The sequence below is a fragment of the Sphingomonas sp. Leaf4 genome, assembly GCF_920939515.1.
Classification (GTDB): Bacteria; Pseudomonadota; Alphaproteobacteria; order Sphingomonadales; family Sphingomonadaceae; genus Sphingomonas.
Genome location: NZ_CAKLBB010000002.1, coordinates 71,452 through 95,291 on the forward strand (window position 1 = coordinate 71,452; position 23,840 = coordinate 95,291).

The following is a 23,840-nucleotide window of genomic DNA, read 5'->3' on the forward strand; positions in this document are numbered from 1 at the left end:
CGGATGAACATGATCCAGGCGATCAATTCCGCGATGGACGTGATGATGGCGCGCGACGCGGGCGTGATCGTGATGGGCGAGGACGTCGGCTATTTCGGCGGGGTGTTCCGCGCCACCGCCGGGCTCCAGTCGAAATACGGCAAGACCCGCGTGTTCGACACGCCGATCACCGAATGCGGCATCATCGGCGTCGCGGTGGGGATGGGCGCCTATGGCCTGCGCCCGGTGCCCGAAATCCAGTTCGCCGATTACATCTATCCGGCGCTCGACCAGTTGGTGAGCGAGGCGGCGCGGCTGCGCTATCGCTCGGGCGGGGAGTTCATCGCGCCGATCACGGTACGATCGCCGTTCGGCGGCGGCATCTTCGGCGGGCAGACGCATTCGCAGTCGCCCGAGGGCATCTTCACCCATGTGTCGGGCATCAAGACGGTGATCCCCTCGACGCCCTATGACGCCAAGGGGCTGTTGATCGCCGCGATCGAGGATAATGATCCGGTGCTCTTCTTCGAGCCCAAGCGCATTTACAACGGCCCGTTCGACGGCAATTGGGACAAGCCGGCACAGAACTGGTCGAAACATGCGGGCGGCGAGGTGCCCGAGGACTATTACCGGATCGAGCTGGGCAAGGCGAAGGTGGTGCGCGAAGGCAGCGACCTGACGATCCTCGCCTATGGCACGATGGTCCATGTCGTGACCGCGACCGTCGAGGCGGCGGGGGTGGATGCCGAGATTCTCGACCTGCGTACGCTGGTCCCGCTCGACATCGACGCGATCGAGGCGTCGGTGAGGAAGACCGGGCGCTGCATGATCGTGCATGAGGCGACGCGCACCGGCGGTTTTGGCGCGGAACTGTCGGCGCTGGTGCAGGAACGCTGCTTCCACCACCTCGAAGCGCCGGTCGAGCGCGTGACCGGATTCGACACGCCGTACCCGCACAGCCTCGAATGGGCGTATTTCCCCGGGCCGGTCCGCATCGGACAGGCGCTGAAAAAGATCATGCAGGACTAGAGAGCCATGGCACGTTTTTCCTTTCGTCTGCCCGACATCGGCGAAGGCATTTCCGAAGCCGAGATCGTGGCATGGCATGTCGCGGTCGGCGACCGTGTCGAGGAGGATGGTCGCCTTGCCGACATGATGACCGACAAGGCGACGGTCGAGATGGAGAGCCCGGTCGCGGGCACCGTCGTCGAACTGGCGGGTGAGCCGGGCGACCAGGTGGCGATCGGCGCGACGCTGGTGGTGATCGAGACCGGGGAAGAGGTGGTGCAGCCCGCCGAACCCGAACGGGTCGAGGCGGAGAATCCGGGGGTCGAGGAGGTCGTGGCCGAGCCTGCGCCGGCCGCACCGATCGAGGAGCGTGCTCCGGAGCCGGCACCCGAACCCGCCCCTGCGCCGTCGCGCGAGCGGGCGACGACGCTGGCGTCGCCGGCGGTGCGGCAGCGCGCCAAGGAGCTTGGCGTCGATCTGGCGTCGGTGCGCCATGACGGGCCGCATATCCGCCATGCCGACCTCGACGCCTATCTGCGCTATGGATCAGGGCAGGGCTATCACGCGCCGAACGTCAGCCGCGCGCGGGCGGATGAAGTGGTCAAGGTCATCGGCATGCGGCGGCGCATCGCCGAGAATATGGCGGCGGCGAAGCGGCACATTCCGCACTTTACCTATGTCGAGGAGATCGACGTGACCGCGCTGGAGGCGATGCGCGCCGACCTCAACGCAGGCCGGGGGAGCCGCCCCAAGCTGACGCTGCTGCCGCTACTGATCGTCGCCATCTGTCGGACATTGCCCGACTTCCCGATGCTGAACGCGCGCTATGACGACGAGGCCGGGGTGGTGACGCGGTCGGGCCGGGTGCATCTGGGCATGGCGACGCAGACCGATGCCGGGTTGATGGTGCCGGTGATCCGCGACGCGCAGGACATGAACCCTTGGAGCCTAGCGAGCGAGATCGTCCGGCTGGCCGAGGCCGCGCGGACCGGCAAGGCGACGTCGGCCGAACTGTCGGGCGGCACGATCACCATCACCTCGCTCGGGCCGCTGGGCGGCATCGCGACCACGCCGGTCATCAACCGGCCCGAGGTGGCGATCATTGGTCCGAACCGCATCGTCGAGCGGCCGGTATTTCGTCCGCGCGCCGGCGGTGGCGAGGAGATCGTCAAGGCCAAGCTCATGAACCTGTCGATCAGTTGCGACCACCGCGTCGTCGATGGTCATGACGCCGCGAGCTATGTTCAGGCGTTGAAGCGGCTGATCGAAACGCCGGTGCTGCTGTTCGCCGACTGACCCGTCCGGTCATCGCCCGTACAGCCGCCCCGGAATAGCCGTGATGCAGGAGGATCGGGCGATGCGGGTGATGACGGCGTTGGTGTTGGCGGCGGTCGCGGTTCCGGCGGTGGCGCAGGGAACGGCGGACTATGACTTCAAATATAGCTATCCGGCGCAGGCGGGGAGAATCGCGCCGCTGAAGGCATGGCTGGAGGCAGACAGGGCGAAGCTGCGGACCAGCACCGCGCGCGACGCCGCCGGGGACCGGCGCGAATCGAAGCGCGGTGGCTTCCCGTTCCGCAAGCATGACGCCTCGCGCGAATGGCAGGTCGTGACCGATACGCCGCGGTTCCTCAGCCTGTCGTCGGTGAGTTACGGCTATACCGGTGGCGCGCATGGCTCGACCGCGTCGGGGAGCATGGTCTGGGACAAGCGCGTGGGGAAGCGGCTCGATCCGAAGGAGGTGTTCGTGTCGAACGCAGCGTTGCAGGCGGCGGTGATGCCGACGTGGTGCAAGTGGATGCGCGCCGAGCGCGATCGTCGCGCAGGTGGGCCGATGCCCTCCGACGGCATTTTCGGCAAATGTCCGCCGGTCAAGGATGTGACGGTGCTGCTGGGATCATCGAACGGTCGCGCGTTCGACCGGATCGGGGTGATCGCCGACCAATATGTCGTCGGCTCGTACGCCGAGGGGCAGTATGAGACGACGGTTCCGGTGAGCGCGGCGGTGCTGCGCGCGGTGAAGCCTGAGTATCGCGGGGCGTTTATGGTTCGGTAGGCGGGCGATGCGCTGCGAAGAAGAAGGAAGGTTGGTTCGCGCGGAGGCACGGAGGCGCGGAGGGGTTTCGCTTCTGGCGATGTCCTACGGTAGCCAGCTACGTCGGGTTTCGCGGCGCTCTCCTCTTCGTCATTCCCGCGAAGGCGGGAATCCATAGACGCTACCGTTTCGTCTCTTTCAGGAACGTCGGCGTGTATGGATTCCCGCCTTCGCGGGAATGACGATGGCGGCGGCGGCAGGCGCTACTTCTCCGCGCCTCCGCGCCTCCGCGCGAACAAAACCTTCTTCGCGCCTTCGCGGGAACCGACCTTCCTTCTTCCCGAACCCCCTACGCGATAGGCTCCCCGAACATCAGCGCCCGCACATAGCGCACCGGCGGCGAGCCGTGCGAGATGACCGCGTCGTTGTAGCGCATCAGGTCGAACTTCGTGCCGTCGCGGCGTTCGGCGTCGCGGCGCAGGTCGATGTGTTCGCTGTAGCCGACGAAATAGCTCGGCAACTGCGTCGAGCCCAGCCGGGCGCGGGTCCATTTGCCGGCGGCCTCGCGCTCCTGCTGGAACGCGCCGCGCATCATCATGTCCATTGCGGTCGCTTCGGTGAGGCCCTCGGTATGGATGCCGATGTCGAGCAGCGCGTTGGTGATCGAACGCATCCGCATTTTCAGCACGGTCAGCTTGAACAGCGGATCGCCGTCGAGATAGTCGGCGTCGGCCATCATCCCCTCGGCATAGACCGCCCAGCCCTCGACGAACGGCCCCGACGACAGGACCGCGCGCAGGATCGACTTGTTCTCGTTGCTGTGCGCGATCTGGAGGTAGTGGCCCGGCATCGCCTCGTGGATCGACAGGTCGTGGAGCATATAGTCGTTGTACTCGCGCAGGAACGAGGTGGCCTGCGCGTCGGACCAGTCGGCCGGGATCGGCGAGACGGCGTAGAAAGTGCCCAGATGCTTTTCAAGCGGCCCCGGGCTGTCGCAATAGGCGACGGCCACGCCCTGCTGGAACTTGGGCATCTCGATGATCTCGACCGGGGTGGCCGGCACGCGCACCAGCTTCTTTTCGCGGACGAAGGCGGTGGCGGTGGCCAGTGTCGCGCGCGCCTTCGCCATCACCTGGTTCCGGTTCGGGCGGCGGGCATAGGTCATTTCCAACGCCGCCTCGATCGCCTTCTGCTGCTGCGCCGGGGTCGGGCGGGCAGGGGTGGGCGGCGCGGTGGGGCGACCGCGCAGGACGGTGCGGGCGAGCGCATACATTTCGGCCCGCGTGTCGGCGGCGGCGCGGGTGGCGCGCGCCTTGATCTCACCACGCGACAGCGGCGAGACGAGCGCGAATTTCAGCTTCTGGTCGTAGAGCGCCGTCCCCAAACGGAAATCGCCCTTCGCGGCGGGGACCAGCATGGTGTCGAGCCAGCGCTGCTGTTCGGCGACCGCGCCGCGCAGCGTCGCCACCGCCCGGTCGAACCGCGCCCGATCGCCGCGGGGCAGCGTGTCCTTGTGGGGGCTAAGCATCGTGTCGACGATCTGGAGGATGCCGCCGTTCTGCTTGGCGACGGTCGTCGCGAAGATCGCCGGGACGCGCGCGGGAACGATGGTGTCGCGCATCTGCGCGTACATCGCCGGCACCTGCTCCATCCGCCGCGTGGCGGAGCGCAGCCGCTGCGGCCATGGCGCGAAGTCGCGCGCCGCCAGCGCATAGAGGCCGCCCGAAATGGTGCCATTGGCCCCCTGCGGGTCCCACGCGAAGGGTTGCAGCACTTCCAGCGTCCACAGTTGATAGCGCAGGTCGTTGTCGAGCAGCGCCGCATCAACCTGATCGTCGCGTGACAGCGTGGCGCGGTCGATCCGGCCGAGCTCGTCCAGCGTCGCGCGCAGGAAGGCCGCGTCGCGGGCGCGGCCGGCGGCGGACAAATCCTCGACCTCGCCGTCATGCGCGTGGTTGCCGAGCGCGGTGGCATAGCCCGGATGCAGCCGCGCCATCCCGGCCAGATAGGCCGCCGAGAGCCGGGCGAAATCCCCCGCCGCCCCGCCCTGCGCCACGGCGGGCAGCGCGCGGGCGAGCGGCGCGAGCGCCATCAGCGCGACGAAATGGCGGCGGTACATCGGATTTCCCCTCAGACTGGTCGGCATACGCTACCCTGCGACACCACGCGCACAAGCGGAATCATGCGCCGTCGCGTAAGTGGATCGCGCGGGCGAACACCGCGGCGAACATCTCCGGGGTCAGCCGCCCGGTGTTCTGGTTGTAGCGCGAGCAGTGATAGCTATCGAGCAGGATCACGCCGCCGGGCATGCGGTGTTCGGCGAGATGCGCGAACGGTGCCTTGGGCAGCCGCCCGCCCAGCACCTTTACCGCCGACTGGTGCGCGATCGCGCCCAGCGCCACCACGACCTTCAGCGACGGCATTGCCGCCAGATCGGCGTCGAGGAACGGGCGGCAGGTGCGGATTTCCTCCGGGGTCGGCCTGTTTTCAGGCGGCAGGCAGCGGACGGCGTTGAAGATCGCGACGCCGCGCAACTCGGGCGCATCGGTGACCTTGCCGGTGTAGCTGCCCTCCGCCAGCCCGGCGGCGATCAGCGTGTCCCAGAACAGTGGCCCCGACCGGTCGCCGGTGAACGGCCGCCCGGTGCGGTTGGCGCCCTGCAATCCCGGCGCGAGGCCGACGATCGCCAGCCACGGGTCGGCATCGCCGAAGCGCGGCACCGGTGCGTTCCACCAGTCGGGGTGTTCAGTGCGCAGCGCGTCGCGGGTCGCCACAAGGCGGGGGCAGCGCGGGCAGTCGGTCGGTGGCGCGATCATGGGTTCGGCAGGGGTGGTGATGTCCATCGGCAGGCGATAGTCGCGGGGGATGTCGAGCTCAACCTATGCCATCGCGATCGGATCGAACCGGTGGGGCCGCCATGGCGGGCCGGTGGCGGAGGTCCGCGCGGCGGTGGCGGCGCTGGACGGGGTGCGAGCGGTCGCGCCGGTCATGGCCAGCGCGCCACTCGGGCCGTCGCTGCGGCGGTACGCGAACACCGTCGCGATCATCGACAGCGCGCTGGGGCCGGCGGCGTTGCTCGATGCACTAAAGGCGATCGAGCGCAGGTTCGGGCGGCGGCGCGGGCGGCGGTGGGGATCGCGGGTGATCGACCTCGACATCATCCTGTGGTCGGGCGGGTGCTGGCGCTCGCCCGGACTGGTCGTGCCGCATCTGGCGTTTCGCGAACGGGCGTTCGTGCTGCGGCCGCTGGCAGCCGTCGCGGCGCGGTGGCGCGATCCGGTGGGCGGGCGGACGATGCGACAGTTGCAGCAGATGGTTGACCACGGCCGTCGCCGCGCCTAGGGGCTGGCGCTTCGTTGATGGGCCCGTAGCTCAGTTGGTAGAGCAACGGACTTTTAATCTGTAGGTCTCGGGTTCGAATCCCGACGGGCTCACCAGCGAAATGCGACGCATTGTCCGGTGTTTGAGCCGTGACGGCATGGCGTTCCCCCGATCCCCGGCGCATGACCCACCCCCTGTTTCACGGGCGGGGGTCGATCGCACCATGTACCTCGACGAGCATTGCGGCGCGCCGGTCCGGCCGCCGGTGGGCGAGCGGTGGCACCTGCCGGGCGATGCGCGCATCCTGATCCGCGTGGGCGACGGGCGGGCATGGGCGCAGGTCGGCGCGTTGCCGCCGGCACCGCTGCCCACGCTGGCGCTGGTCGGGCCGACCAGCAAGCCGCTGCGGATCATGGCCGACGGCGCGCAGGACGTGGTGGTCGTGCCGCTCGGCCCCGCCGAATGGGCGCAGGTCCTGCCGCTGTCCGCCGCCGCCGTCGCCAATCGCATCAGCCCGTTCGATCCGCTGCGCGCCGGCGCGCTGGCGCGCGACCTGTCCGCCGCCATCCGCCCGGCGATGCCCGCCGCCGAGATCGCGCGCCACGCCCGCGCCGTCCTGATCCGGCGGTGCGACGCCGCTGCCGCGCCGGGCGATCCGCTGGTCCCCCGGTTGCAGGCGGCGATCGACCGCGACGAGGCCGCCAACGCCGGACGGATCGCCGAAACCCTCGGCCTATCACGCGAGGCGCTGGGGCGGACGGCGCTGCGCCATTTCGGTTTTTCGACCAAGTCGCTGCTGATGCGCCGCCGCTTCCTGCGCGCGCTCGACCGGTTCCGCGAGGCGGGGCTGACCACGGCGGCGCAGGAGGGCGGGTATCGCAGCGTGCCGCATCTGCTGCGCGATGCGCATCTGTTCCTCGGCATGACGCCGCGCCGCTATGTCGAGCAGGCGATAGCCGGATAAGCCGGTTGCGCGGGGGCGGGCGAGCGTCGACAAGCGGCGGCATGTCGCTTGCCGCCGAACCCCGCCCGTCGCGCCGTATCCCGTGGAGCATGATCGGCATTGCCGGGACCGTGGTGGCGCTGCTGATACTGTTCTTTCTCGCATCGCGGGTGGTGGCGGGGGATGCGTTCGCCTTCGACACCCGCATCCTGCTGGCGCTGCGGCGGCCGGACGGGACGCCGGTCGGGTCGGCGAAGTTCGCCTCGGCAGTGCGCGACGTGACCGCGCTCGGCGGGGCGACCGTGCTGACGATGGTGGTGATGTTCGCCGCCGCGCTGCTGGCCAGCCTTGGGCGGTGGCGCAGCGCAGCGCTGGTGATGGTCGGCACCGGGCTTGGCTGCGCGGCCAACAGCGGGCTCAAGCATCTGGTGGCGCGGACCCGCCCCGATCTGGTCCCGCATTTGATGCAGGAAACGTCGAGCAGCTTCCCGAGCGGCCATGCCGCGCATTCGGCGATCGTCTATCTGACGCTGGCGACACTGGCGTTCCCGATCGTGCGCGGGCGGGCGACGCGGGGGGTGATCGTGGGCACGGCGGCGCTGCTGGTCGCGGCGATCGGCGCAAGCCGGGTGTATCTGGGCGTGCATTGGCCGAGCGACGTGCTGGCGGGGTGGACGTTCGGGGCGTTGTGGGCGGTGGCGTGGTGGCGGGTGGAGATTCGGGTGTTGGGGCGGTGATCGCTTAACCGATTGCTAAGCGGGGCAGGGCTTTATCACCGTACCTGTCATCACGGAGCGTCGATGTCCCTTGTGTTGTCCCGGCCTTATCGGGCCGATGAACTGTTCCGCCCGGCACCGCATGGTCCGAAGACCGACCGTCCCGATCACATGAACCTGAGCGCGCATCGCCGCCCCGGCCGCGCGATCGACATGGCGTCGCTGCGCGGGGCGGGCGTGTACGGCCTGTTCCTAGACGGAGCGCTGTTCTACGTCGGCATCTATTCGGGTGCCAAGACCGACAGCATGGCCGGCAGCGTGCTGACGCGATGGCGGCTGCATTTGACCTATCAGACGCTGCGTTCGCCCAACGTCTGCTTCACCGCCGCCGACGTCGCCCGCATTCTCGACGATGCGCCGAATGCGCCGTTCGATGCGATCGCCGGGGCGCTGGGCGGACGCGAGGTCGATCGTGGCGCGCTCGCCGCGCAGGGGCATCCGCTGATCGAAACGACCGGGGCCAGTTGTACCTATCGCAAGGCGCGCTTCGCCGCCCGCAACTGGGACCTGCTTCGTCCGGGCCGCGAGGACGAGATGTTCGCGCGGATCAGCTTCGTCTATGCCCGGCTGGATCCGGCGGCGCTGCCCGTGGGGGTGCCGATGGACCGGGCGCACCGGCAATGGATCAAATACAAGTGGCTCGAACGGTGCGAGCGCCATCTGATCCATGCGCTCGAGCCGATATGCAACAAGGAGACTGCGGTCGGCACCGAGCAGCAGGCGACGCTCGACGACTTCCGGCGCGAACTGGTCGAGGCACTGAGGGAGCCGTTGCCGCCCTATTCGTCCAGGGCTGCCAGCCTGTCTGCCGATCTGGCATCGACGGAAGCACCGACCGTCGCAGCGGAGCATATCGCCGAACCCGTCGATACGGACGATAGCTGCGCACCGGGCGAAATCGCGTTCCGTGCGAGACTGGACCCGCCGGGCGAGGCGTTCCTCGACGAGCTCGATCTCATCGCTCCGGCGGGTATCGAACTCGATTACGTCGGCATCCCGCAGGCGCGTCTCTATCGCGAGCCGGGACATGCCGTCCTTGTCAAGATTACCGCCACCAGCCGAGGTGTTTTGCGGGGATATGCGCGAACCGGTGCCGGCGTGGTGCAGGCGCTGGGGTTCGCCGATCCGGTCGAAAAACCAGGCTGGACCGACTTTGCGATCGATCCGGCGATTCACCAGCCGACCGCATTGATCGCGCTGGCCGGGGCGGTGATCGGTGGGAGCGCATAGGCCGGGCGCTGCGGAAGTGGGCTAGTCGCCCAGCTCCCGCAGCAGCGCCTTGGCCGCCGCCGTCTCCGCTTCCTGTTTCGACGTACCGGTGGCCTCCGTCGCCGCCAGCTTGCCGATCGTGACGCGCACCGTGAAGCGCGGCGCGTGGCCCGGGCCGGACTTGTCGACGATGGCATATTCGGGCGGCTTGCGGTTGTGCGCCGCCGCCCATTCCTGGAGCGCCGATTTCGGATGGCGCGGTACGCGGAGCTGCGCGTCGATGCGCGCGCCCCACAGCGCACGGACGAGGCCGCGCGCTGCGTCATGGCCGTGGTCGAGGTAGAAGGCGCCGATCAGCGCCTCCATCACGTCGCCCAGCACGTTGTCGCTGTCGCCGGCACCGTCGTCGCGCGCCTGCTTGCCGAGTTTCAGATGGGGCACGACGCCGATCGCGCGCGCGATGTCGGCGCAGACCGCGCCGGTGACGAGCGCGTTGAACCGCTTGGACAGCGCGCCCTCGCTCTCGCCGGGAAACCGCTCGTAGAGCCATTCGGCGACGGCGAGGCCCAGCACGCGGTCGCCGAGGAACTCGAGCCGTTCATAGGTCGCGTGCGCGGTGCTGCCATGGGTCAGCGCGCGGGCATAGTCGTCGATCCGGGTGGGCGCGCGGCCGAGCGCGCGGGCCACCCAGTCTGCCAGCGGCTCGCTCAGAAGCCTTCCCCGATCCGGCTCCAGCGCGCGGCGCTCACCCACGTCCATGGCAGCAGCCAGTTGGCCGATCCGTCGGTCGAGAAGAAGTTCACCACCGCCTTGCCCTCGATATTCTCGAGCGGAACGATGCCGATGCCACCGCCTTCGCGCGCCGGGAAGCGGCTGTCGGCGCTGTCGTCGCGGTTGTCGCCCATCAGGAAGGCGTGGCCGGCGGGGACGGTGAACACGCCGGTATCGTCGGCCTCGGTCGTGCCGAGATCGAGGACGTTGTAGCTCTTGCCGCCGGGCAGCGTCTCGCGGAACTGCGGATAGGCGCAGGCGGGCGCCTGCGCGACCACGCGCTGGAATTCATAGCCGCAGCCGGTGTTTGGCGAAACGGGCACGACGAAGTCGGCGATGCGCTGCTTGGGGATGGCGGTGCCGTTCAGGAACAACTGGCCGCCGCGCATCTGCACCGTGTCGCCGGGCAGGCCGATGACGCGCTTGATATAATCCTGCTTCGCGGTCGGCGGTGCCTTGAACACCACCACGTCGCCGCGCGCGGGCGTGCTGGCCATGATCCGCCCGGGGATCAGCGGCAGGCTCCACGGCAGCGAATGGCGCGAATAGCCGTAGTTCCATTTGGTGATGAACAGATAGTCGCCGATCAGCAGGCGCGGCTGCATCGACCCCGACGGGATCGAGAAGGGCGAGAACAGGAACGAGCGGATCACGAACACCACGATCGCGAGCTTCAGCAGGAACAGCAGCAAATCCGCCGTTTCCGACCGTTTCGGCTTGGGCGCGGGGGATGCGGCGGGCGCGGGAGTCGCGGGGGCGGGATCGAGAGCCATGGAGCGTGCCATGCTAGGGCGGGGGCGGGGCGTCAAGCGGATCGCATCGGCACTGGACCTGTACGGACACGCATCCTAGGGCTGCGGCATCCTATTCCCAAGCGACGAACGAGGCACGACATGGCGATGCAGGACTGGTCCGCGATCGAGAATCTTCCGCAAACCCGGCTGACCGATCTGTTCGCGAACGATCCCGACCGGCTCGCCAAGCTGACCGTCGATGTCGGCGGCATTCATTTCGATTTCGCCAAGACGCATCTCGACGATGCCGCGCTCGATGCCTTCACCGGCCTTGCCGCGACGATGGAACTGGCCGCCAAGCGCGAGGCGTTGTTTTCGGGGCAGGTCATCAACGTGACCGAGGGGCGCGCGGCGACCCACACCGCCGAGCGCGGCGAGGGATCGGCCGAGGACGTGGCGCAGGCGCGGGGCTTCCAGACGCGGATGCGGCAGGTGATCGACGCGATCGAGGCCGAGGCGTTCGGCCCGGTGCGCCACATCCTGCACGTCGGCATCGGCGGATCGGCGCTGGGGCCGGACCTGATCTTCGACGCGCTGGGGCGTGACGAGGACCGCTATGACGTGGCGATCGTGTCGAACGTCGACGGCGTGGCGATGGAGGAGGCGCTGAAAGGCTTCGATCCCGCCGCGACGCTACTCGTCATCGCCTCTAAGACGTTCACCACGACCGAGACGATATTGAACGCCACGTCGGCGCTGGCGTGGATGAGCGAGGGCGGGGTCGAGGACCCCTATGGCCGGGTCATCGCGCTGACCGCCGCGCCCGACAAGGCGGTGGAATGGGGCGTCGACGAGACGCGCGTGCTGCCGTTCGCCGAGAGCGTCGGCGGGCGGTATTCGCTGTGGTCGTCGATCGGCTTTCCGTTCGCGCTGGCGCTGGGCTTTTCGGCCTATGAGGAACTGCTGGAGGGCGCGGCCGAAATGGACCGGCATTTCCGGCTCGCCGACCTCAAGGAAAACGCGCCGGTGCTCGCCGCGTTCGCCGACCTGTATTATGCGCAGGTCGTCGGGTGCGAGACGCGCGCGACCTTTGCCTATGACGAGCGGTTGCGGCTGCTGCCGTCGTATCTCCAGCAATTGGAGATGGAATCGAACGGCAAGTCGGTGACGGCGGCGGGCGAGCCGCTGGGGCGCCATTCGGCGGCGATCACCTGGGGTGGCGTGGGCACCGATGCGCAGCATGCGGTGTTCCAGTTGCTGCACCAGGGGACGCGGATCGTGCCGCTGGAATTCGTCGCGGTGGTCGAGGCGGGCGATACGCTCGACCCCGCGCATCACCGGCAGTTGCTGCTCAACGCCTTTGCGCAGGGCGCGGCGTTGATGGCGGGCAAGGCGAACGACGATCCGGCGCGCGCCTATGCCGGCGACCGGCCGTCGTCGACACTGCTGTTGCAGGACCTCGATGCGCGGACGCTGGGCGCGCTGATCGCGTTCTATGAGGCGCGGACGTTCGTGAACGCGGCGCTGATCGGGATCAACCCGTTCGACCAGTTCGGCGTCGAGCTTGGAAAAGAAATGGCCAAGGCAGCCGATCGCGGCGGCCAGACGTTCGATGCGTCGACCAACGATCTTCTGGCACGGGCAGGACTTGCATGAGCGATTATGAGTACGACCTGTTCGTCATCGGGGCGGGATCGGGCGGCACCCGTGCCGCGCGCGTCTCCGCCGCCTATGGCGCGAAGGTCGCGGTGGCCGAGGAATATCGCGTCGGCGGCACCTGCGTGATCCGGGGGTGCGTCCCTAAAAAGCTGCTCGTCTATGGCGCGCATTTCGCCGAGGATTTGCGCGATGCCAATGCGTTCGGCTGGGACGTGCCGGCGCAGTGCCATTTCAGTTGGGAGCGGCTGCGCGACAATGTGCTGGCCGAGGTCGACCGGATCAACGGCGCGTACACCGCGACGCTGGAGAACCACGGCGTCGACATCCTGCACGAACGCGCGACCGTTACCGGTCCGCATTCGGTGAAGCTTTCGGGCGGGCGTGAGATCACGGCCGAGCGCATCCTGATCGCCACGGGGGCGACGCCGGCGGTGCCGTCGTGCCCCGGTGCCGAACACGGCATCACCTCGAACGAGGCGTTTCATCTGGATGCGATCCCCAAGCGTATCCTGATCGCCGGCGCGGGCTATATCGCCAACGAGTTCGCGGGCGTGTTCCACCAGCTCGGCGCGCATGTGATCCTCATCAACCGCAGCGATGTGATCCTGCGCGGCTATGACGAATCGATCCGCGACCGGCTGCTCCAGATTTCGATGACCAAGGGCATCGAGTTCCGCTTTCACGCCGAGTTCGAGGGGATCGAGAAGGGCGACGACGGTTGCCTGACGGTCAGGATGTCGAACCACGAACCCGTCACCGTCGACATGGTGATGTTCGCCACCGGCCGTACGCCCAATACCGATGGGCTGGGGCTGGAGTCGGCCGGCGTCGTGCTGGACGAGAAGGGCGCGGTCCAGGTGAACGACGAGGCGCAGACGGCGTGCCCGTCGATCTATGCGGTCGGCGACGTCACCAACCGGGTGCAGCTCACCCCGGTCGCGATCCGCGAGGGGCAAGCGTTCGCCGATCGCACCTATGGCGGCAAGGACGTCCGGGTCGATTACGTCAACATCCCCTCGGCGGTGTTCAGCCATCCGCCGATGGCGGGCGTCGGCATGACCGAGGGCGAGGCCAAGTCGAAGCTCGGATCGGTCAAGGTGTACCTCTCCGACTTCCGCCCGATGAAGAACGTGCTGGCGGGTCGCAACGAGCGCGCGCTGTACAAGATGATCTGCGACGATGTGACGGGCAGGATCGTCGGGCTGCACATGATCGGGCCCGATGCACCGGAGATATTGCAGGCGGCGGCGATCGCGGTGAAGGCGGGGCTGACGAAGGATGCGTTCGACGAGACGGTCGCGCTGCACCCGACGATGGCGGAAGAACTGGTGTTGATGAAATAGGGGCGGGACACGTCATCCCGGCCTTCGCAACCTACTCCCCTCCGTGACAAGGGAGGGGCTGGGGGTGGGTTGGTTTGGGGCGGACGCTATCGTTCCCTCGCGGGCCGACCCACCCCCGGCCCCTCCCTTGTCACGGAGGGGAGCAGGCGTGCCCTTTTCACCCTTCCGCCAGAATCGCATCGGCCTCGCTCATCCGATCGCCGCCGACGCGCTCGCCGATCGTGGCCGTCACGGCGACGTTCATCGTCACGTTGCCGAGCGTGCGGACGATGTCGGGCAGCGTCTCCACAGCGACGAGCAGCGCCAGCGGTTCGACCGGCACGCCCATCGCCACGGCGATCGGCGCGATCGAGGAGACGAAGCTGATCTGGCCTGGCAGGCTGGCCGCGCCCATCGTGGTGATCGCGCCCGCCGCGATCCCCGCCGCGATCTGCCCCGCGCCCAGCGGCACGCCGAACACATGCGCGACATAGAGCGCGACGCCGACGTTCATCGCCGGACCCGTCGCGCGGAACAGCGCCACCGCCATCGGCAGCACCACGCCCGACGTTGCCACCGGCACGCCGAGGTCGCCCGCGCCCTTGAGCATCGCCGGCAGCGAGGCGAGCGACGACTGGGTCGAGATCGCGACCGCCTGTGCCGGGGTGGTGCCCTTCAGGAAGCGCGCGATCGAGATCCGGCCGCCGAATCGCGCCAGAGGATAGGCGAGCAGCCAGATCGTCAGCCCCACGCTCATCAGGATCAGGACGTAATGGATCAGCGCGCCGAACGCTGCTGTGCCGGCGCGCGCGCCGACGACATAGCCGAGCGCGAACACGCCGATCGGCCCCAGCCACAAGACCCAGTTGATGACGATCAGCATCGTGTCGGCGATCGCCTGAAACAGCCGCACCAGCACCCCGCGATGGTCCTGCGGCAAGCGGGTGAGCGCGAAGGCGAAGACGAGGGTGAACAGGATCAGCGGCAGGAACTGGTCGTTCGCCGCCGCCGATACCGGATTGGTCGGCACGATCGCGACGAGGAAGTCGGTGAACGGCGGCACCTTGTCGACCGGGGCGGCGCTGCCGAACGTCGCGCGCAGCGCCTGCGCGGCGGTATCGCCCAGCGGGAACAGGTCGAGCAGCGACAGGGTGACGAGTGCGCCCAGTGCCGACGACGTCCAAAGGATGACGACGAACAGCAGCAGCGAGCGCGTGGCGATCCGTCCCGCGCGCGCCGCCTCCGCCGTCTGCGCGACGCCGGTGACGAGCAGCGCCACCACCAGCGGGACGATCGTCATCCGCAGCGCGTTCAACCATGCGGTGCCGACCGGTTCGGCGACGGCGATGCCCGATACCGCCGTGTCCGGCGCCTGCGCCGCCAGCACGATGCCCAGCGCCAGCCCCGCGCCCAGTCCGCCCAAAATTCGTGTCGCCTGCGACATGCTCGCCCTTTTAACAAAGTGGCGGTAGTAGCGTCGCCACGCAAAGGCTCAACCTGAAGGCGTATGGCACGATGGCAAGGAAATATTTCGGCACCGACGGCATTCGCGGGCTGACCAACACCCGGCCGATGACGGCGGAGATGGCGATGCGGATCGGCATGGCCGCCGGCGCGCATTTCCGGCGTGGGCATCACCGCCACCGCGTGGTGATCGGCAAGGACACCCGGCTGTCGGGCTATATGCTCGAAAACGCGATGGTTGCGGGGTTCACCTCGGTCGGCATGGACGTGGTGCTGGTCGGCCCGATGCCGACCCCGGCGGTGGCGATGCTGACCCAGTCGATGCGCGCCGACCTGGGCGTGATGATCTCCGCCAGCCACAATCCGTTCTTCGACAACGGCATCAAATTGTTCGGGCCGGACGGCTACAAGCTGTCCGACGAGGCCGAACTGGCGATCGAGGCGCTGATCGAGAGAGAGATCGAACTTTCGGCGCCGGGCGACATCGGCCGCGCCAAGCGGATCGAGGATGCGCGCGGCCGCTATATCCACTTCGCCAAATCGACCTTCCCCAGCGACATGCGGCTCGACGGGGTGAAGCTGGTGCTCGATTGTGCCAATGGCGCGGCGTACAACGTCGCGCCCTCCGCGCTGTGGGAACTGGGCGCGGAGGTTGTCGCGATCGGCGTGTCGCCCAACGGCAAGAACATCAACGACCGCGTCGGATCGACCGCGCCGCAGACGCTGTCGGAAACCGTCGTCGCGTCGGGCGCGCAGATCGGCATCGCGCTGGACGGCGACGCCGACCGGCTGATCGTGGTCGATGAACAGGGCAAGGTGATCGACGGCGACCAGTTGATGGCGACGATCGCCGCCGGATGGGCGCGCGCCGGGCGGTTGAAGGGCGGTGGCCTTGTCGCGACCGTCATGTCGAACCTCGGCCTCGAACGGCATCTGTCGGCACAGGGGCTGGGGCTGGTGCGGACCGCCGTGGGCGACCGCCACGTCCTCGAAAAGATGCGCAGCTCGGGCTACAATGTCGGCGGCGAACAGTCGGGACATATCATCCTGTCCGACTATGCGACCACCGGCGACGGGCTGGTCGCCGCGCTCCAGGTGCTGGCCGAGATCAAGCGCGCCGGCGCGCCTGCGAGCGAGGTGCTCCACCGCTTCGATCCGCTGCCGCAACTGCTCAAGAACGTGCGGTTTTCGGGCGGCAAGCCGCTCGACGATCCGCGCGTGCGCGACGTGGTGGCGGGCGTCGAGGCCGAACTGGCCGGGCGTGGGCGGCTGGTGCTGCGGCCGTCGGGCACCGAACCGGTGATCCGGGTGATGGCCGAGGGCGACGACGCGCGCCATGTCGAGGCGGTGGTCGACCGCATCTGCGACGCGGTGCGACAGGTCGCTGCCTGAAACCGATCGACCCGACGGGGCACGCGGCCACTCCCCTCCCTGGAAGGGAGGGGGCGGGGGTGGGTTGGCCGGTTGTGGAACGCTTACCTTCCCTCGCGGGCCGACCCACCCCCCAGCCCCTCCCTTGTCAGGGAGGGGAGCAATGTTGCTGGCTCGACCCCTCAATATCGATTGGACCCAAATGCTGGACATGAAGCCGGTATGCGAGCGGTGCGACACGCCGCTCGCGCCCCATGCGCACGGCGCGTTCATCTGTTCGTTCGAGGATACGTTCTGCGCCGATTGCGCCGACGAACTGGACGAGGTCTGCCCCAAGTGTCGCGGCGAACTGGTCGACCGGCCGGCGCGGCGGAAATAGCGGTGTCTTGATCGCGCTGCGCTTGCTGCTAGTCCGGCGGCCATGACCACTCCCCGTATCCTCATCGTCGCCGGGTCCGATTCCGGCGGCGGCGCCGGCATCCAGGCCGACATCAAGACCGCGACGATGCTGGGCTGCCATGCGATGACTGCGATCACCGCCGTCACCGCGCAGAACACGCTGGGCGTCGATGCGGTGCATGCCGTGCCGGTCGACATCGTTATCGCGCAGATCGACGCGGTGGTGCGCGACATCGGCGTCGATGCGATCAAGATCGGCATGATCGGATCGGCGCGGACCGCGCATGCCGTGGCCGACAAGCTGGCCGAACTGCCGGGCGTGCCGATCGTGTTCGATCCGGTGATGATAGCGTCGAGCGGCGCGCGGCTGGCCGACGAGGCGACGATCGCCGCGTTCGACCGGCTAATGGCGCTGGCCACCGTCACCACCCCCAATCTGCCCGAGGCGAAGGCGCTGGGCGGGGTGGCCGCGATGCTGGGCAAGGCGCGCGCGGTGCTGGAAAAGGGCGGGCACGGCGAGGGCGAGGTGGTGATCGACCGGCTGCACCAGTCGGGCAGCGGCGCACCGCCGGTGATCGAATGGTCCGGTCCGCGCATCGACGGCATGGCGACGCATGGCACCGGCTGCACCCTGTCCACGGGAATCGCCTGCGAACTGGCCAAGGAATGGACGCTGCCCGAGGCGATCGGCCGCGCGCGCGACTTCGTGCGGATCTCGATGCTCGGCGCCAACGAACTGGGGCGCGGCGCGGGGCCGATGGCGCAGCAGGGCGTGCGGCTCGACCTCAACCAGTCGCGCTGGTCGCCGATGCTCAATCAGGTGACGGTGCCCGCCGACGACGTGGCCGCCAGCGAGCATTTCTACCGGTTGCTGGGATTGAAACAGATCGTCCGCTCCAGCCGCCGCTATGCCCGGTTCGAGACCGAGGGCGGCGCCACCTTCTCGATCGAGATGACCGAGGAACGCAAACGCCCGCTGGTGTTCTTCGAGGTCGGCGATCTGGGCGTGATCGTGCCGTTCCTGAAAGGGCAGGGGCTGTCGTTCACCCAGGAACCGGTTGACCGCCCATGGGGCTGGCGCGAGGCGCGGCTGCTCGACCCGGCGGGCAACGAGGTCTGTCTGTATCAGGCGGGCGAGATGCGGCGCTTCCCGCCGTGGCGGATCGGCGGTGGCTGAACTGGCGACGTTGTTCCGCTGGCGCGTGGCGAATGCAGTGCGCGTTGCGTTCGAGGCCGACTGGCGGATCATTACCGAGGCGCTACTGGAGCAAGGGTCGTCCGGATCGGCATTGTTCGATGCCGGCGACGGGGTCCTGTGCGCCTTGGCCCGCTGGCCGGATACGGCGACCCGCGACCGCGCGTTCGCGGTGTTGGCGGACGACCCTCGCGTCGCGGCATTGCGGCGGCACGATGCCGAGCCGCTCGAACGGCGTGACATGACGTTGATCGCCGATCTGTGGAAGTTACCCGATGCCTGATTTCGCGCATGAGGCCCGCCATGCCGGACTGGTGGCGGGTGTGGACGAGGCGGGGCGCGGGCCGCTGGCCGGGCCGGTGGTCGCGGCGGCGGTGATCCTCGATCCGGCGGACGTGCCGGAGGGGCTGGACGATTCCAAGGCGTTGTCGGCGAAGCGGCGGGCGGTGCTGCATGCGCGGTTGATGGAATGCGCGCAGGTCGGCGTCGGCGTGGCGAGCGTTGAGGAGATCGACCAACTCAACATCCTGTGGGCAAGCATGCTGGCGATGGAGCGCGCGGTCGCGGCACTTGATGTCGTGCCGGCGATGGTGCTGGTCGATGGCAATCGCTGTCCGAAGTGGCGCTATCCGAGCTTCGCGATCGTGCGCGGCGATGCGCTGAGCCTGTCGATCGCCGCCGCGTCGATCGTCGCCAAGGAGACGCGCGACGCGATGATGGTCGCCGCCGATGCCGAATATCCCGGCTATGGCTGGGCCTCGAACAAGGGGTATGGCGCAAAGGTGCATCTGGCCGGATTGCGCGCGCTGGGCGTCACGCCGCTACACCGGCGCAGCTTCGCACCGGTCGCGCAGGCGCTGCTGCTGTAGATTTGCGACGAACCGTTTTTTACCAGATGTTGAGTCTGCCGGTGGCTGGCAGACTCCATATGTGCCCGGAAGCGACTCGATTCGGCGCGGGAACGAATCGCCTCGACCACAAGAGTCAACCCCACCCCCTTGACCGCGACTCGCGGATTGGCCGAAATAGCGGGCTGCAAGGGGACAAAATACAATGGTCGCGACGAAAATCCGGGTGCGGGAGCCAAAGACGGTCAGCCTGCCGCTCGACCGGATCCTGATGGATGATTGCATCGCCGCGATGCAGTCGCTGCCGGCCAAGTCGATCGACTGCATTTTCGCCGATCCGCCCTATAACCTGCAATTGGGTGGCGACCTGCTGCGCCCCGATGGCAGCCAGGTCGACGCGGTCAACGACGACTGGGACAAGTTCGACAGCTTCGCCGCCTATGACGCCTTCACCAAGGCGTGGCTGGCCGAGGCGCGACGCATCCTGAAGCCCGACGGCACGATCTGGGTCATCGGCAGCTATCACAACATCTACCGTGTCGGGTCGATCATCCAGGACAAGGGCTTCTGGATTCTCAACGACATCGTGTGGCGCAAGTCGAACCCGATGCCCAATTTCAAGGGCACGCGCTTCACCAATGCGCATGAGACGATGATCTGGGCGTCGATGGGCGAGAAGGCGCGCTACACCTTCAACTATCGCCAGATGAAGACGCTGAACGACGAATTGCAGATGCGATCGGACTGGGAATTCCCGATCTGCGGCGGGCCGGAGCGGCTGCGCAAGGACGGGACCAAGGTCCACCCGACGCAAAAGCCCGAGGCGCTGCTGTACCGCGTGCTGCTGGCGTCGACCAAGCCCGGCGACGTGGTGCTCGACCCGTTCTTCGGCACCGGCACCACCGGCGCGGTCGCCAAGCGGCTGGGGCGGCGCTTCATCGGCATCGAACGCGATGCGGGCTATGTCGAGGCGGCGACGGCGCGGATCGAGGCGGCGCTGCCGCTCGACGAATCGGCGATCCGCGCGATGCGCGCGCCGACCAAGCCGCCGCGCGTGGCGTTCGGCGTGCTGGTGGAGAACGGGCTGGTGCCGCCGGGCACGGTGCTGACCGATGCGAAGCGCCGCTGGCGGGCGAGCGTGCTGGCCGACGGATCGCTGCTGTCAGAGTGCGGCATGGCCGGATCGATCCACAAGCTGGGATCGGGATTGCAGGGCGCGCCGACGTGCAACGGCTGGACCTTCTGGCATGTCGCGGGCGAGGGCAAGCTCGCGCCGATCGATACGCTGCGGCAACAGTGGCTGCTCGCGACGCAGCCGTAACCGGGGGCGTTCAGCTCGACACTTCGTCATTCCCGCGCAGGCGGGAATCCATAAACGTGACGGTTGCGAATCCAGCACGAACGTCGGCGGATATGGATTCCCGCCTTCGCGGGAATGACGATGAATGCGTAGGGAATGGCGGTTGATACTGCACCCGTCGTTGGGGCAGGGCGGTGCCCATGAGCCTCTATCTCCGCCCCGTCCGCTTCGTCGACTCCCCCATCGGCCTGCCTGACGGGAGCGTTACCCGACTCGCCGGCGGGATGCTGTGGTTCGCCGCCTATGAGGCGCGCTGGCGCGATGGACGGCGCGCGGTCGTCGCCATCGCCGACCTGCCGGCATGGATCGATGCCCTTGCCCCCGCCGAGGCCGAACGCGCGCGGCGGATCCATGCGCGTGCCACCGCGCCACGACCGCCGCTGCGCCTTGGCGAGCGGGTGATCCGGTTCGACCAGCCGCAGGTGATGGGCATCCTCAACGTCACCCCCGACAGTTTTTCGGACGGTGGGGCGCATGTCGGCGATCCGGCGGGCGCGACGGCGGCGGGTGTCGCGATGGCGGCGGCGGGCGCGGCGCTGATCGATCTGGGCGGCGAATCGACCAAACCCGGCGCGACGACCGTGTGGGAAGGTGACGAGATCGCCCGCGTCGTACCGGTCGCCACGCGACTGGCCGCCGCCGGAGTCGCGGTGTCGGTCGACACGCGCAAGGCGGCGGTGATGACCGCCGCGCTCGACGCCGGGGCGGGGATCGTCAACGATGTCGCCGCGCTCGCCTTCGACCCACAGGCGCTGCCGCTGGTCGTCTCGCGGGGCTGTCCGGTGGTGCTGATGCACTCGCCCGCACCGACGCAAGGGCCGCATGGCGGCAAGGGCTATGCCGATCCGCTGCTCGACGTGTTCGACTGGCTGGAGGCGCGGATCGACGCGGTCGTCGCCGCCGGCGTGTCGCGCGAGCGGATCGTGGTCGATCCGGGCATCGGCTTCGGCAAGGCGCTGGCCGACAATCTCGCGCTGGTGAACGGGCTTGCGCTGTTCCACGGCCTTGGCTGCCCGGTGCTGCTCGGGGCCAGTCGTAAGCGGATCATCGGCGCATTGTCGAACGAGGCGCCGGCCGACCAGCGGCTCGGCGGATCGGTCGCGCTGGCGCTGGCGGGGGTCGAGCGGGGCGCGCAGATCGTGCGGGTGCATGACGTGCCCGAGACGGTACAGGCGATCCGGGTATGGCGGGGGTTGCGCGACGCGGCGCTGGTGGCCGGGTAGGTCGCGGTCCGATTCGCATCGGCGAACCGAAAAATTCTCTGGTCGGGGCGACAGGATTCGAACCTGCGACCCCCACACCCCCAGTGTGATGCGCTACCAGGCTGCGCTACGCCCCGATCAGAGAGCGGGCGCTTTAGGCGGGCTTTTCGCAGCATGCAAGCCCGAAGCGTGGGGTCAGCGGCATATGTTGCGCCGCTTCGTGGCAAATGATAGCTGCCCCGCGTGACAGGATGCCGCAATCGCGGCGTTCGCTTTTTCGGAAAATCCAGGCCAGCAATGTTCGTACCTTCCGCCTTTGCCCAGTCCGCGACCGCCCCTGCCGGCGCGGGCGGCTTCGCCGGCACGCTCATCGGCATCGCGCCGCTGCTGCTGATCTTCGTCGCCTTCTATTTTCTGCTGATCCGTCCGCAGCAGAAGCGGATGAAGACGTTGCAGGCATCGATCGCATCGGTAAAGCGCGGTGATACCGTCGTTACCTCGGGCGGTATCCTCGGCCGGGTGACGAAGGTGGAGGACGCGATCGTCGAGGTCGAGATCGCCCCCAACACCCGCGTGCGCGTGGTCAAGGCGACCATCGCCGAGATCACGACGCCGGCCGGCGCCAAGCCCGCGAACGACTGATGCTCGACTTCCCCCGCTGGAAACGGATCGCCATCTGGGCGTCCGTGATTCTCCTGTCGCTGTTCGCGGTGCCCAGCCTGCTGCCCGAGGCGACCCGTGCGAAGCTGCCCGGCTGGGTGCCCGCGCCGACGATCAACCTCGGCCTCGATCTGGCCGGCGGCAGCTACATCCTGCTCGAAGCCAAGACCGAGGATGTCGCCGGCACCCGGATCGAGGCGATGCGCGAGATGATCGCGACCGAGATGCGCCGCGCGCCGCGTGTCAGCGTCGGTGACATTTCGACGCGGAACGGCCAGATCAGCTTCATGGTGCGCGACGCTTCGCAGGTCGATGCCGCGCGCGAGAAGCTGCTGGGCCTGACGGGCGGCGGGGCGGGGATGACCGGCCAGCGCGAATGGGACATCGAGGTGCGCGACACCACGCGCTTCGTGCTGACCCCGACGCAGGCGGGCCTGCGCCTTGCGGTCGAGAATGCGATGAAGGACGCGACCGAGGTCGTGCGTCGCCGCATCGACGCGCTGGGCACGCGCGAACCGACGATCATCCAGCAGGGCAGCAACCGCATCGTCGTGCAGGTGCCGGGGCTTTCGGACCCCAAGGCGCTGAAGGACCTGCTCGGCAAGACCGCGCGGCTGGAATTCAAGCTGGTCGACCAGGCCGCCGATCCCGCCGCCGTGGCGCAGGGCCGCGCGCCGGCCGGCAGCCAGGTGCTGCCCTATGCCGGTGCCGGCGCACCGATCGCGGTGAAGCGCACCACGATCATTTCGGGCAGCGAAGTCGCCGACGCGCGTCAGTCGTACGACCAGAACGGTCAGCCCAATGTCACGATCAATTTCAATGCCGAAGGCGGTCGCCGCTTCGCCCGCGTGACGCAGGAAAACGTCGGCAAGCCGTTCGCGATCATCGTCGACAATCAGGTGATTTCGGCCCCAAACATCAACGAGGCGATCCTCGGCGGATCGGCGTCGATCTCGGGCGGCTTCACCGTCGACGGCGCCAACCAGCTCGCCATCGCGCTGCGTTCGGGCAAGCTGCCGGTCGACCTGACCGTGGTGCAGGAAAGCACCGTCAGCCCCGAACTGGGCGCCGATTCGATCAAGGCGGGCGTCACCGCCGCGATCATCGCGACGATCGCGGTCATCGCGTTCATGGTCATGACCTATGGCCGGTTCGGCATCTATTCGACGATCGCCGTCGTGCTCAACATCCTGATGATCCTCGCGGTGATGGCGTTCCTGAACGCCACGCTGACGCTGCCCGGGATCGCCGGCTTCGTGCTGACGATCGGTACGGCGGTCGACGCCAACGTGCTCATCAACGAACGCATCCGCGAGGAACGGCGGCGCGGGCGCAGCGTGCTGCAATCGCTGGAGCTGGGCTATAAGGAAGCCAGCCGCACGATCTTCGAGGCGAACGTGACCCACGCCATCGCCGGCGGGATCATGCTGATCCTGGGGTCGGGGCCGATCCGCGGCTTCGCGGTCGTGCTGCTGCTCGGCATCGCCAGTTCGGTGTTCACCGCCGTCACCTTCACGCGCATGCTGGTCGCCGGATGGATGCGCCGCCATCGCCCGACCGACATCACCATCTAGGGCCTGATCC

23 protein-coding genes and 2 tRNA genes are annotated in these 23,840 nt (G+C 68.3%); 19 read left to right on the forward strand and 6 right to left on the reverse strand.

Features of this window, described 5'->3' with window-relative positions; translation table 11 throughout:
• The first annotated feature begins 3 nt into the window (after positions 1 to 3).
• The 3 genes from LRA89_RS02770 to LRA89_RS02780 are packed head-to-tail and all read left to right on the forward strand — an operon-like array spanning position 4 to position 3,043.
• Positions 4 to 1,008 carry an alpha-ketoacid dehydrogenase subunit beta gene (locus LRA89_RS02770; RefSeq protein WP_230769217.1) on the forward strand — a complete coding sequence of 335 codons (1,005 nt, stop codon included), beginning with the start codon at positions 4 to 6 and terminating at the stop codon, positions 1,006 to 1,008.
• Between the two features lie 6 nt (positions 1,009 to 1,014).
• The gene (locus LRA89_RS02775) at positions 1,015 to 2,283 is read left to right on the forward strand and encodes a dihydrolipoamide acetyltransferase family protein (RefSeq protein WP_230768937.1); all 1,269 of its coding nucleotides are present in this window, start codon (positions 1,015 to 1,017) and stop codon (positions 2,281 to 2,283) included.
• A gap of 43 nt (positions 2,284 to 2,326) precedes the next feature.
• Positions 2,327 to 3,043 carry a DUF4163 domain-containing protein gene (locus LRA89_RS02780; protein ID WP_230769218.1) on the forward strand — a complete coding sequence of 239 codons (717 nt, stop codon included), beginning with the start codon at positions 2,327 to 2,329 and terminating at the stop codon, positions 3,041 to 3,043.
• A 328-nt stretch (positions 3,044 to 3,371) separates the two neighbouring features.
• On the opposite strand, the gene LRA89_RS02785 is transcribed toward LRA89_RS02780, so the two are convergent.
• Together LRA89_RS02785 and LRA89_RS02790 are read right to left on the reverse strand one after the other, a co-directional pair.
• Positions 3,372 to 5,141: a DUF885 domain-containing protein gene (locus LRA89_RS02785; protein ID WP_230768938.1), complete on the reverse strand. Its 1,770-nt coding sequence runs from the start codon at positions 5,139 to 5,141 to the stop codon at positions 3,372 to 3,374.
• A gap of 61 nt (positions 5,142 to 5,202) precedes the next feature.
• Positions 5,203 to 5,865 (reverse strand): uracil-DNA glycosylase, encoded by a 663-nt coding sequence (locus LRA89_RS02790; protein ID WP_230768939.1) that lies wholly within the window; start codon positions 5,863 to 5,865, stop codon positions 5,203 to 5,205.
• Between the two features lie 22 nt (positions 5,866 to 5,887).
• On the opposite strand from LRA89_RS02790, the gene folK reads away from it, so the two are divergent.
• The 5 genes from folK to LRA89_RS02815 all read left to right on the forward strand — a co-directional run bounded on the left by folK (position 5,888) and on the right by LRA89_RS02815 (position 9,292).
• Positions 5,888 to 6,364, forward strand: a complete 477-nt coding sequence (gene folK, locus LRA89_RS02795; RefSeq protein WP_230768940.1) for a 2-amino-4-hydroxy-6-hydroxymethyldihydropteridine diphosphokinase — start codon at positions 5,888 to 5,890, stop codon at positions 6,362 to 6,364.
• 19 nt (positions 6,365 to 6,383) lie between these two features.
• Positions 6,384 to 6,459: transfer RNA gene (locus LRA89_RS02800), tRNA-Lys, on the forward strand.
• A 107-nt stretch (positions 6,460 to 6,566) separates the two neighbouring features.
• Positions 6,567 to 7,307, forward strand: a complete 741-nt coding sequence (locus LRA89_RS02805) for a helix-turn-helix domain-containing protein (protein ID WP_230768941.1) — start codon at positions 6,567 to 6,569, stop codon at positions 7,305 to 7,307.
• 41 nt (positions 7,308 to 7,348) lie between these two features.
• Positions 7,349 to 8,023, forward strand: a complete 675-nt coding sequence (locus LRA89_RS02810) for a phosphatase PAP2 family protein (protein WP_230768942.1) — start codon at positions 7,349 to 7,351, stop codon at positions 8,021 to 8,023.
• Positions 8,024 to 8,086: 63 nt separating this feature from the next.
• The gene (locus LRA89_RS02815; RefSeq protein WP_230768943.1) at positions 8,087 to 9,292 is read left to right on the forward strand and encodes a hypothetical protein; all 1,206 of its coding nucleotides are present in this window, start codon (positions 8,087 to 8,089) and stop codon (positions 9,290 to 9,292) included.
• Positions 9,293 to 9,313: 21 nt separating this feature from the next.
• On the opposite strand, the gene rnc is transcribed toward LRA89_RS02815, so the two are convergent.
• Both rnc and lepB read right to left on the reverse strand, forming a co-directional pair.
• Entirely contained in the window at positions 9,314 to 10,030 is a 717-nt protein-coding gene (gene rnc / locus LRA89_RS02820; protein WP_443024924.1) for a ribonuclease III, read from the reverse strand.
• Complete coding sequence (gene lepB, locus LRA89_RS02825) at positions 9,979 to 10,815, reverse strand: signal peptidase I (protein ID WP_156351474.1); 837 nt, start codon at positions 10,813 to 10,815, stop codon at positions 9,979 to 9,981. The genes rnc and lepB overlap by 52 nt, the downstream gene beginning before the upstream one ends.
• Positions 10,816 to 10,941: 126 nt before the next feature.
• On the opposite strand from lepB, the gene pgi reads away from it, so the two are divergent.
• Entirely contained in the window at positions 10,942 to 12,432 is a 1,491-nt protein-coding gene (pgi, locus tag LRA89_RS02830) for a glucose-6-phosphate isomerase (protein ID WP_056497293.1), read from the forward strand.
• Positions 12,429 to 13,778 carry a glutathione-disulfide reductase gene (gene gorA / locus LRA89_RS02835; RefSeq protein WP_230768944.1) on the forward strand — a complete coding sequence of 450 codons (1,350 nt, stop codon included), beginning with the start codon at positions 12,429 to 12,431 and terminating at the stop codon, positions 13,776 to 13,778. Before pgi ends, gorA begins: the two co-directional genes overlap by 4 nt.
• A gap of 157 nt (positions 13,779 to 13,935) precedes the next feature.
• Here gorA and LRA89_RS02840 read toward each other — a convergent pair whose 3' ends face one another.
• Entirely contained in the window at positions 13,936 to 15,201 is a 1,266-nt protein-coding gene (locus LRA89_RS02840) for a dicarboxylate/amino acid:cation symporter (protein WP_055755506.1), read from the reverse strand.
• Between the two features lie 71 nt (positions 15,202 to 15,272).
• Between LRA89_RS02840 and glmM the strand changes: the two genes are divergently transcribed.
• The 7 genes from glmM to folP all read left to right on the forward strand — a co-directional run bounded on the left by glmM (position 15,273) and on the right by folP (position 21,617).
• Complete coding sequence (gene glmM, locus LRA89_RS02845; protein ID WP_230768945.1) at positions 15,273 to 16,613, forward strand: phosphoglucosamine mutase; 1,341 nt, start codon at positions 15,273 to 15,275, stop codon at positions 16,611 to 16,613.
• A 181-nt stretch (positions 16,614 to 16,794) separates the two neighbouring features.
• Positions 16,795 to 16,971 carry a DUF1272 domain-containing protein gene (locus LRA89_RS02850; protein ID WP_230768946.1) on the forward strand — a complete coding sequence of 59 codons (177 nt, stop codon included), beginning with the start codon at positions 16,795 to 16,797 and terminating at the stop codon, positions 16,969 to 16,971.
• A gap of 42 nt (positions 16,972 to 17,013) precedes the next feature.
• Entirely contained in the window at positions 17,014 to 18,168 is a 1,155-nt protein-coding gene (gene thiD, locus LRA89_RS02855) for a bifunctional hydroxymethylpyrimidine kinase/phosphomethylpyrimidine kinase (protein WP_230768947.1), read from the forward strand.
• Positions 18,161 to 18,469, forward strand: coding sequence for a hypothetical protein (locus tag LRA89_RS02860; protein WP_055755509.1), 309 nt, complete (start codon positions 18,161 to 18,163; stop codon positions 18,467 to 18,469). The genes thiD and LRA89_RS02860 overlap by 8 nt, the downstream gene beginning before the upstream one ends.
• Positions 18,462 to 19,055 (forward strand): ribonuclease HII, encoded by a 594-nt coding sequence (locus tag LRA89_RS02865; RefSeq protein WP_055755510.1) that lies wholly within the window; start codon positions 18,462 to 18,464, stop codon positions 19,053 to 19,055. The genes LRA89_RS02860 and LRA89_RS02865 overlap by 8 nt, the downstream gene beginning before the upstream one ends.
• Before the next feature lie 184 nt (positions 19,056 to 19,239).
• Positions 19,240 to 20,355: a site-specific DNA-methyltransferase gene (locus LRA89_RS02870; protein ID WP_230768948.1), complete on the forward strand. Its 1,116-nt coding sequence runs from the start codon at positions 19,240 to 19,242 to the stop codon at positions 20,353 to 20,355.
• 179 nt (positions 20,356 to 20,534) lie between these two features.
• Entirely contained in the window at positions 20,535 to 21,617 is a 1,083-nt protein-coding gene (folP, locus tag LRA89_RS02875; protein ID WP_230768949.1) for a dihydropteroate synthase, read from the forward strand.
• 39 nt (positions 21,618 to 21,656) lie between these two features.
• Here folP and LRA89_RS02880 read toward each other — a convergent pair.
• Positions 21,657 to 21,733, reverse strand: a tRNA-Pro gene (locus tag LRA89_RS02880).
• A 160-nt stretch (positions 21,734 to 21,893) separates the two neighbouring features.
• Between LRA89_RS02880 and yajC the strand changes: the two genes are divergently transcribed.
• Positions 21,894 to 22,238, forward strand: coding sequence for a preprotein translocase subunit YajC (gene yajC / locus LRA89_RS02885; protein ID WP_230768950.1), 345 nt, complete (start codon positions 21,894 to 21,896; stop codon positions 22,236 to 22,238).
• Positions 22,238 to 23,830: a protein translocase subunit SecD gene (secD, locus tag LRA89_RS02890; protein ID WP_055755514.1), complete on the forward strand. Its 1,593-nt coding sequence runs from the start codon at positions 22,238 to 22,240 to the stop codon at positions 23,828 to 23,830. The genes yajC and secD overlap by 1 nt, the downstream gene beginning before the upstream one ends.
• Positions 23,831 to 23,840: the final 10 nt, after the last annotated feature.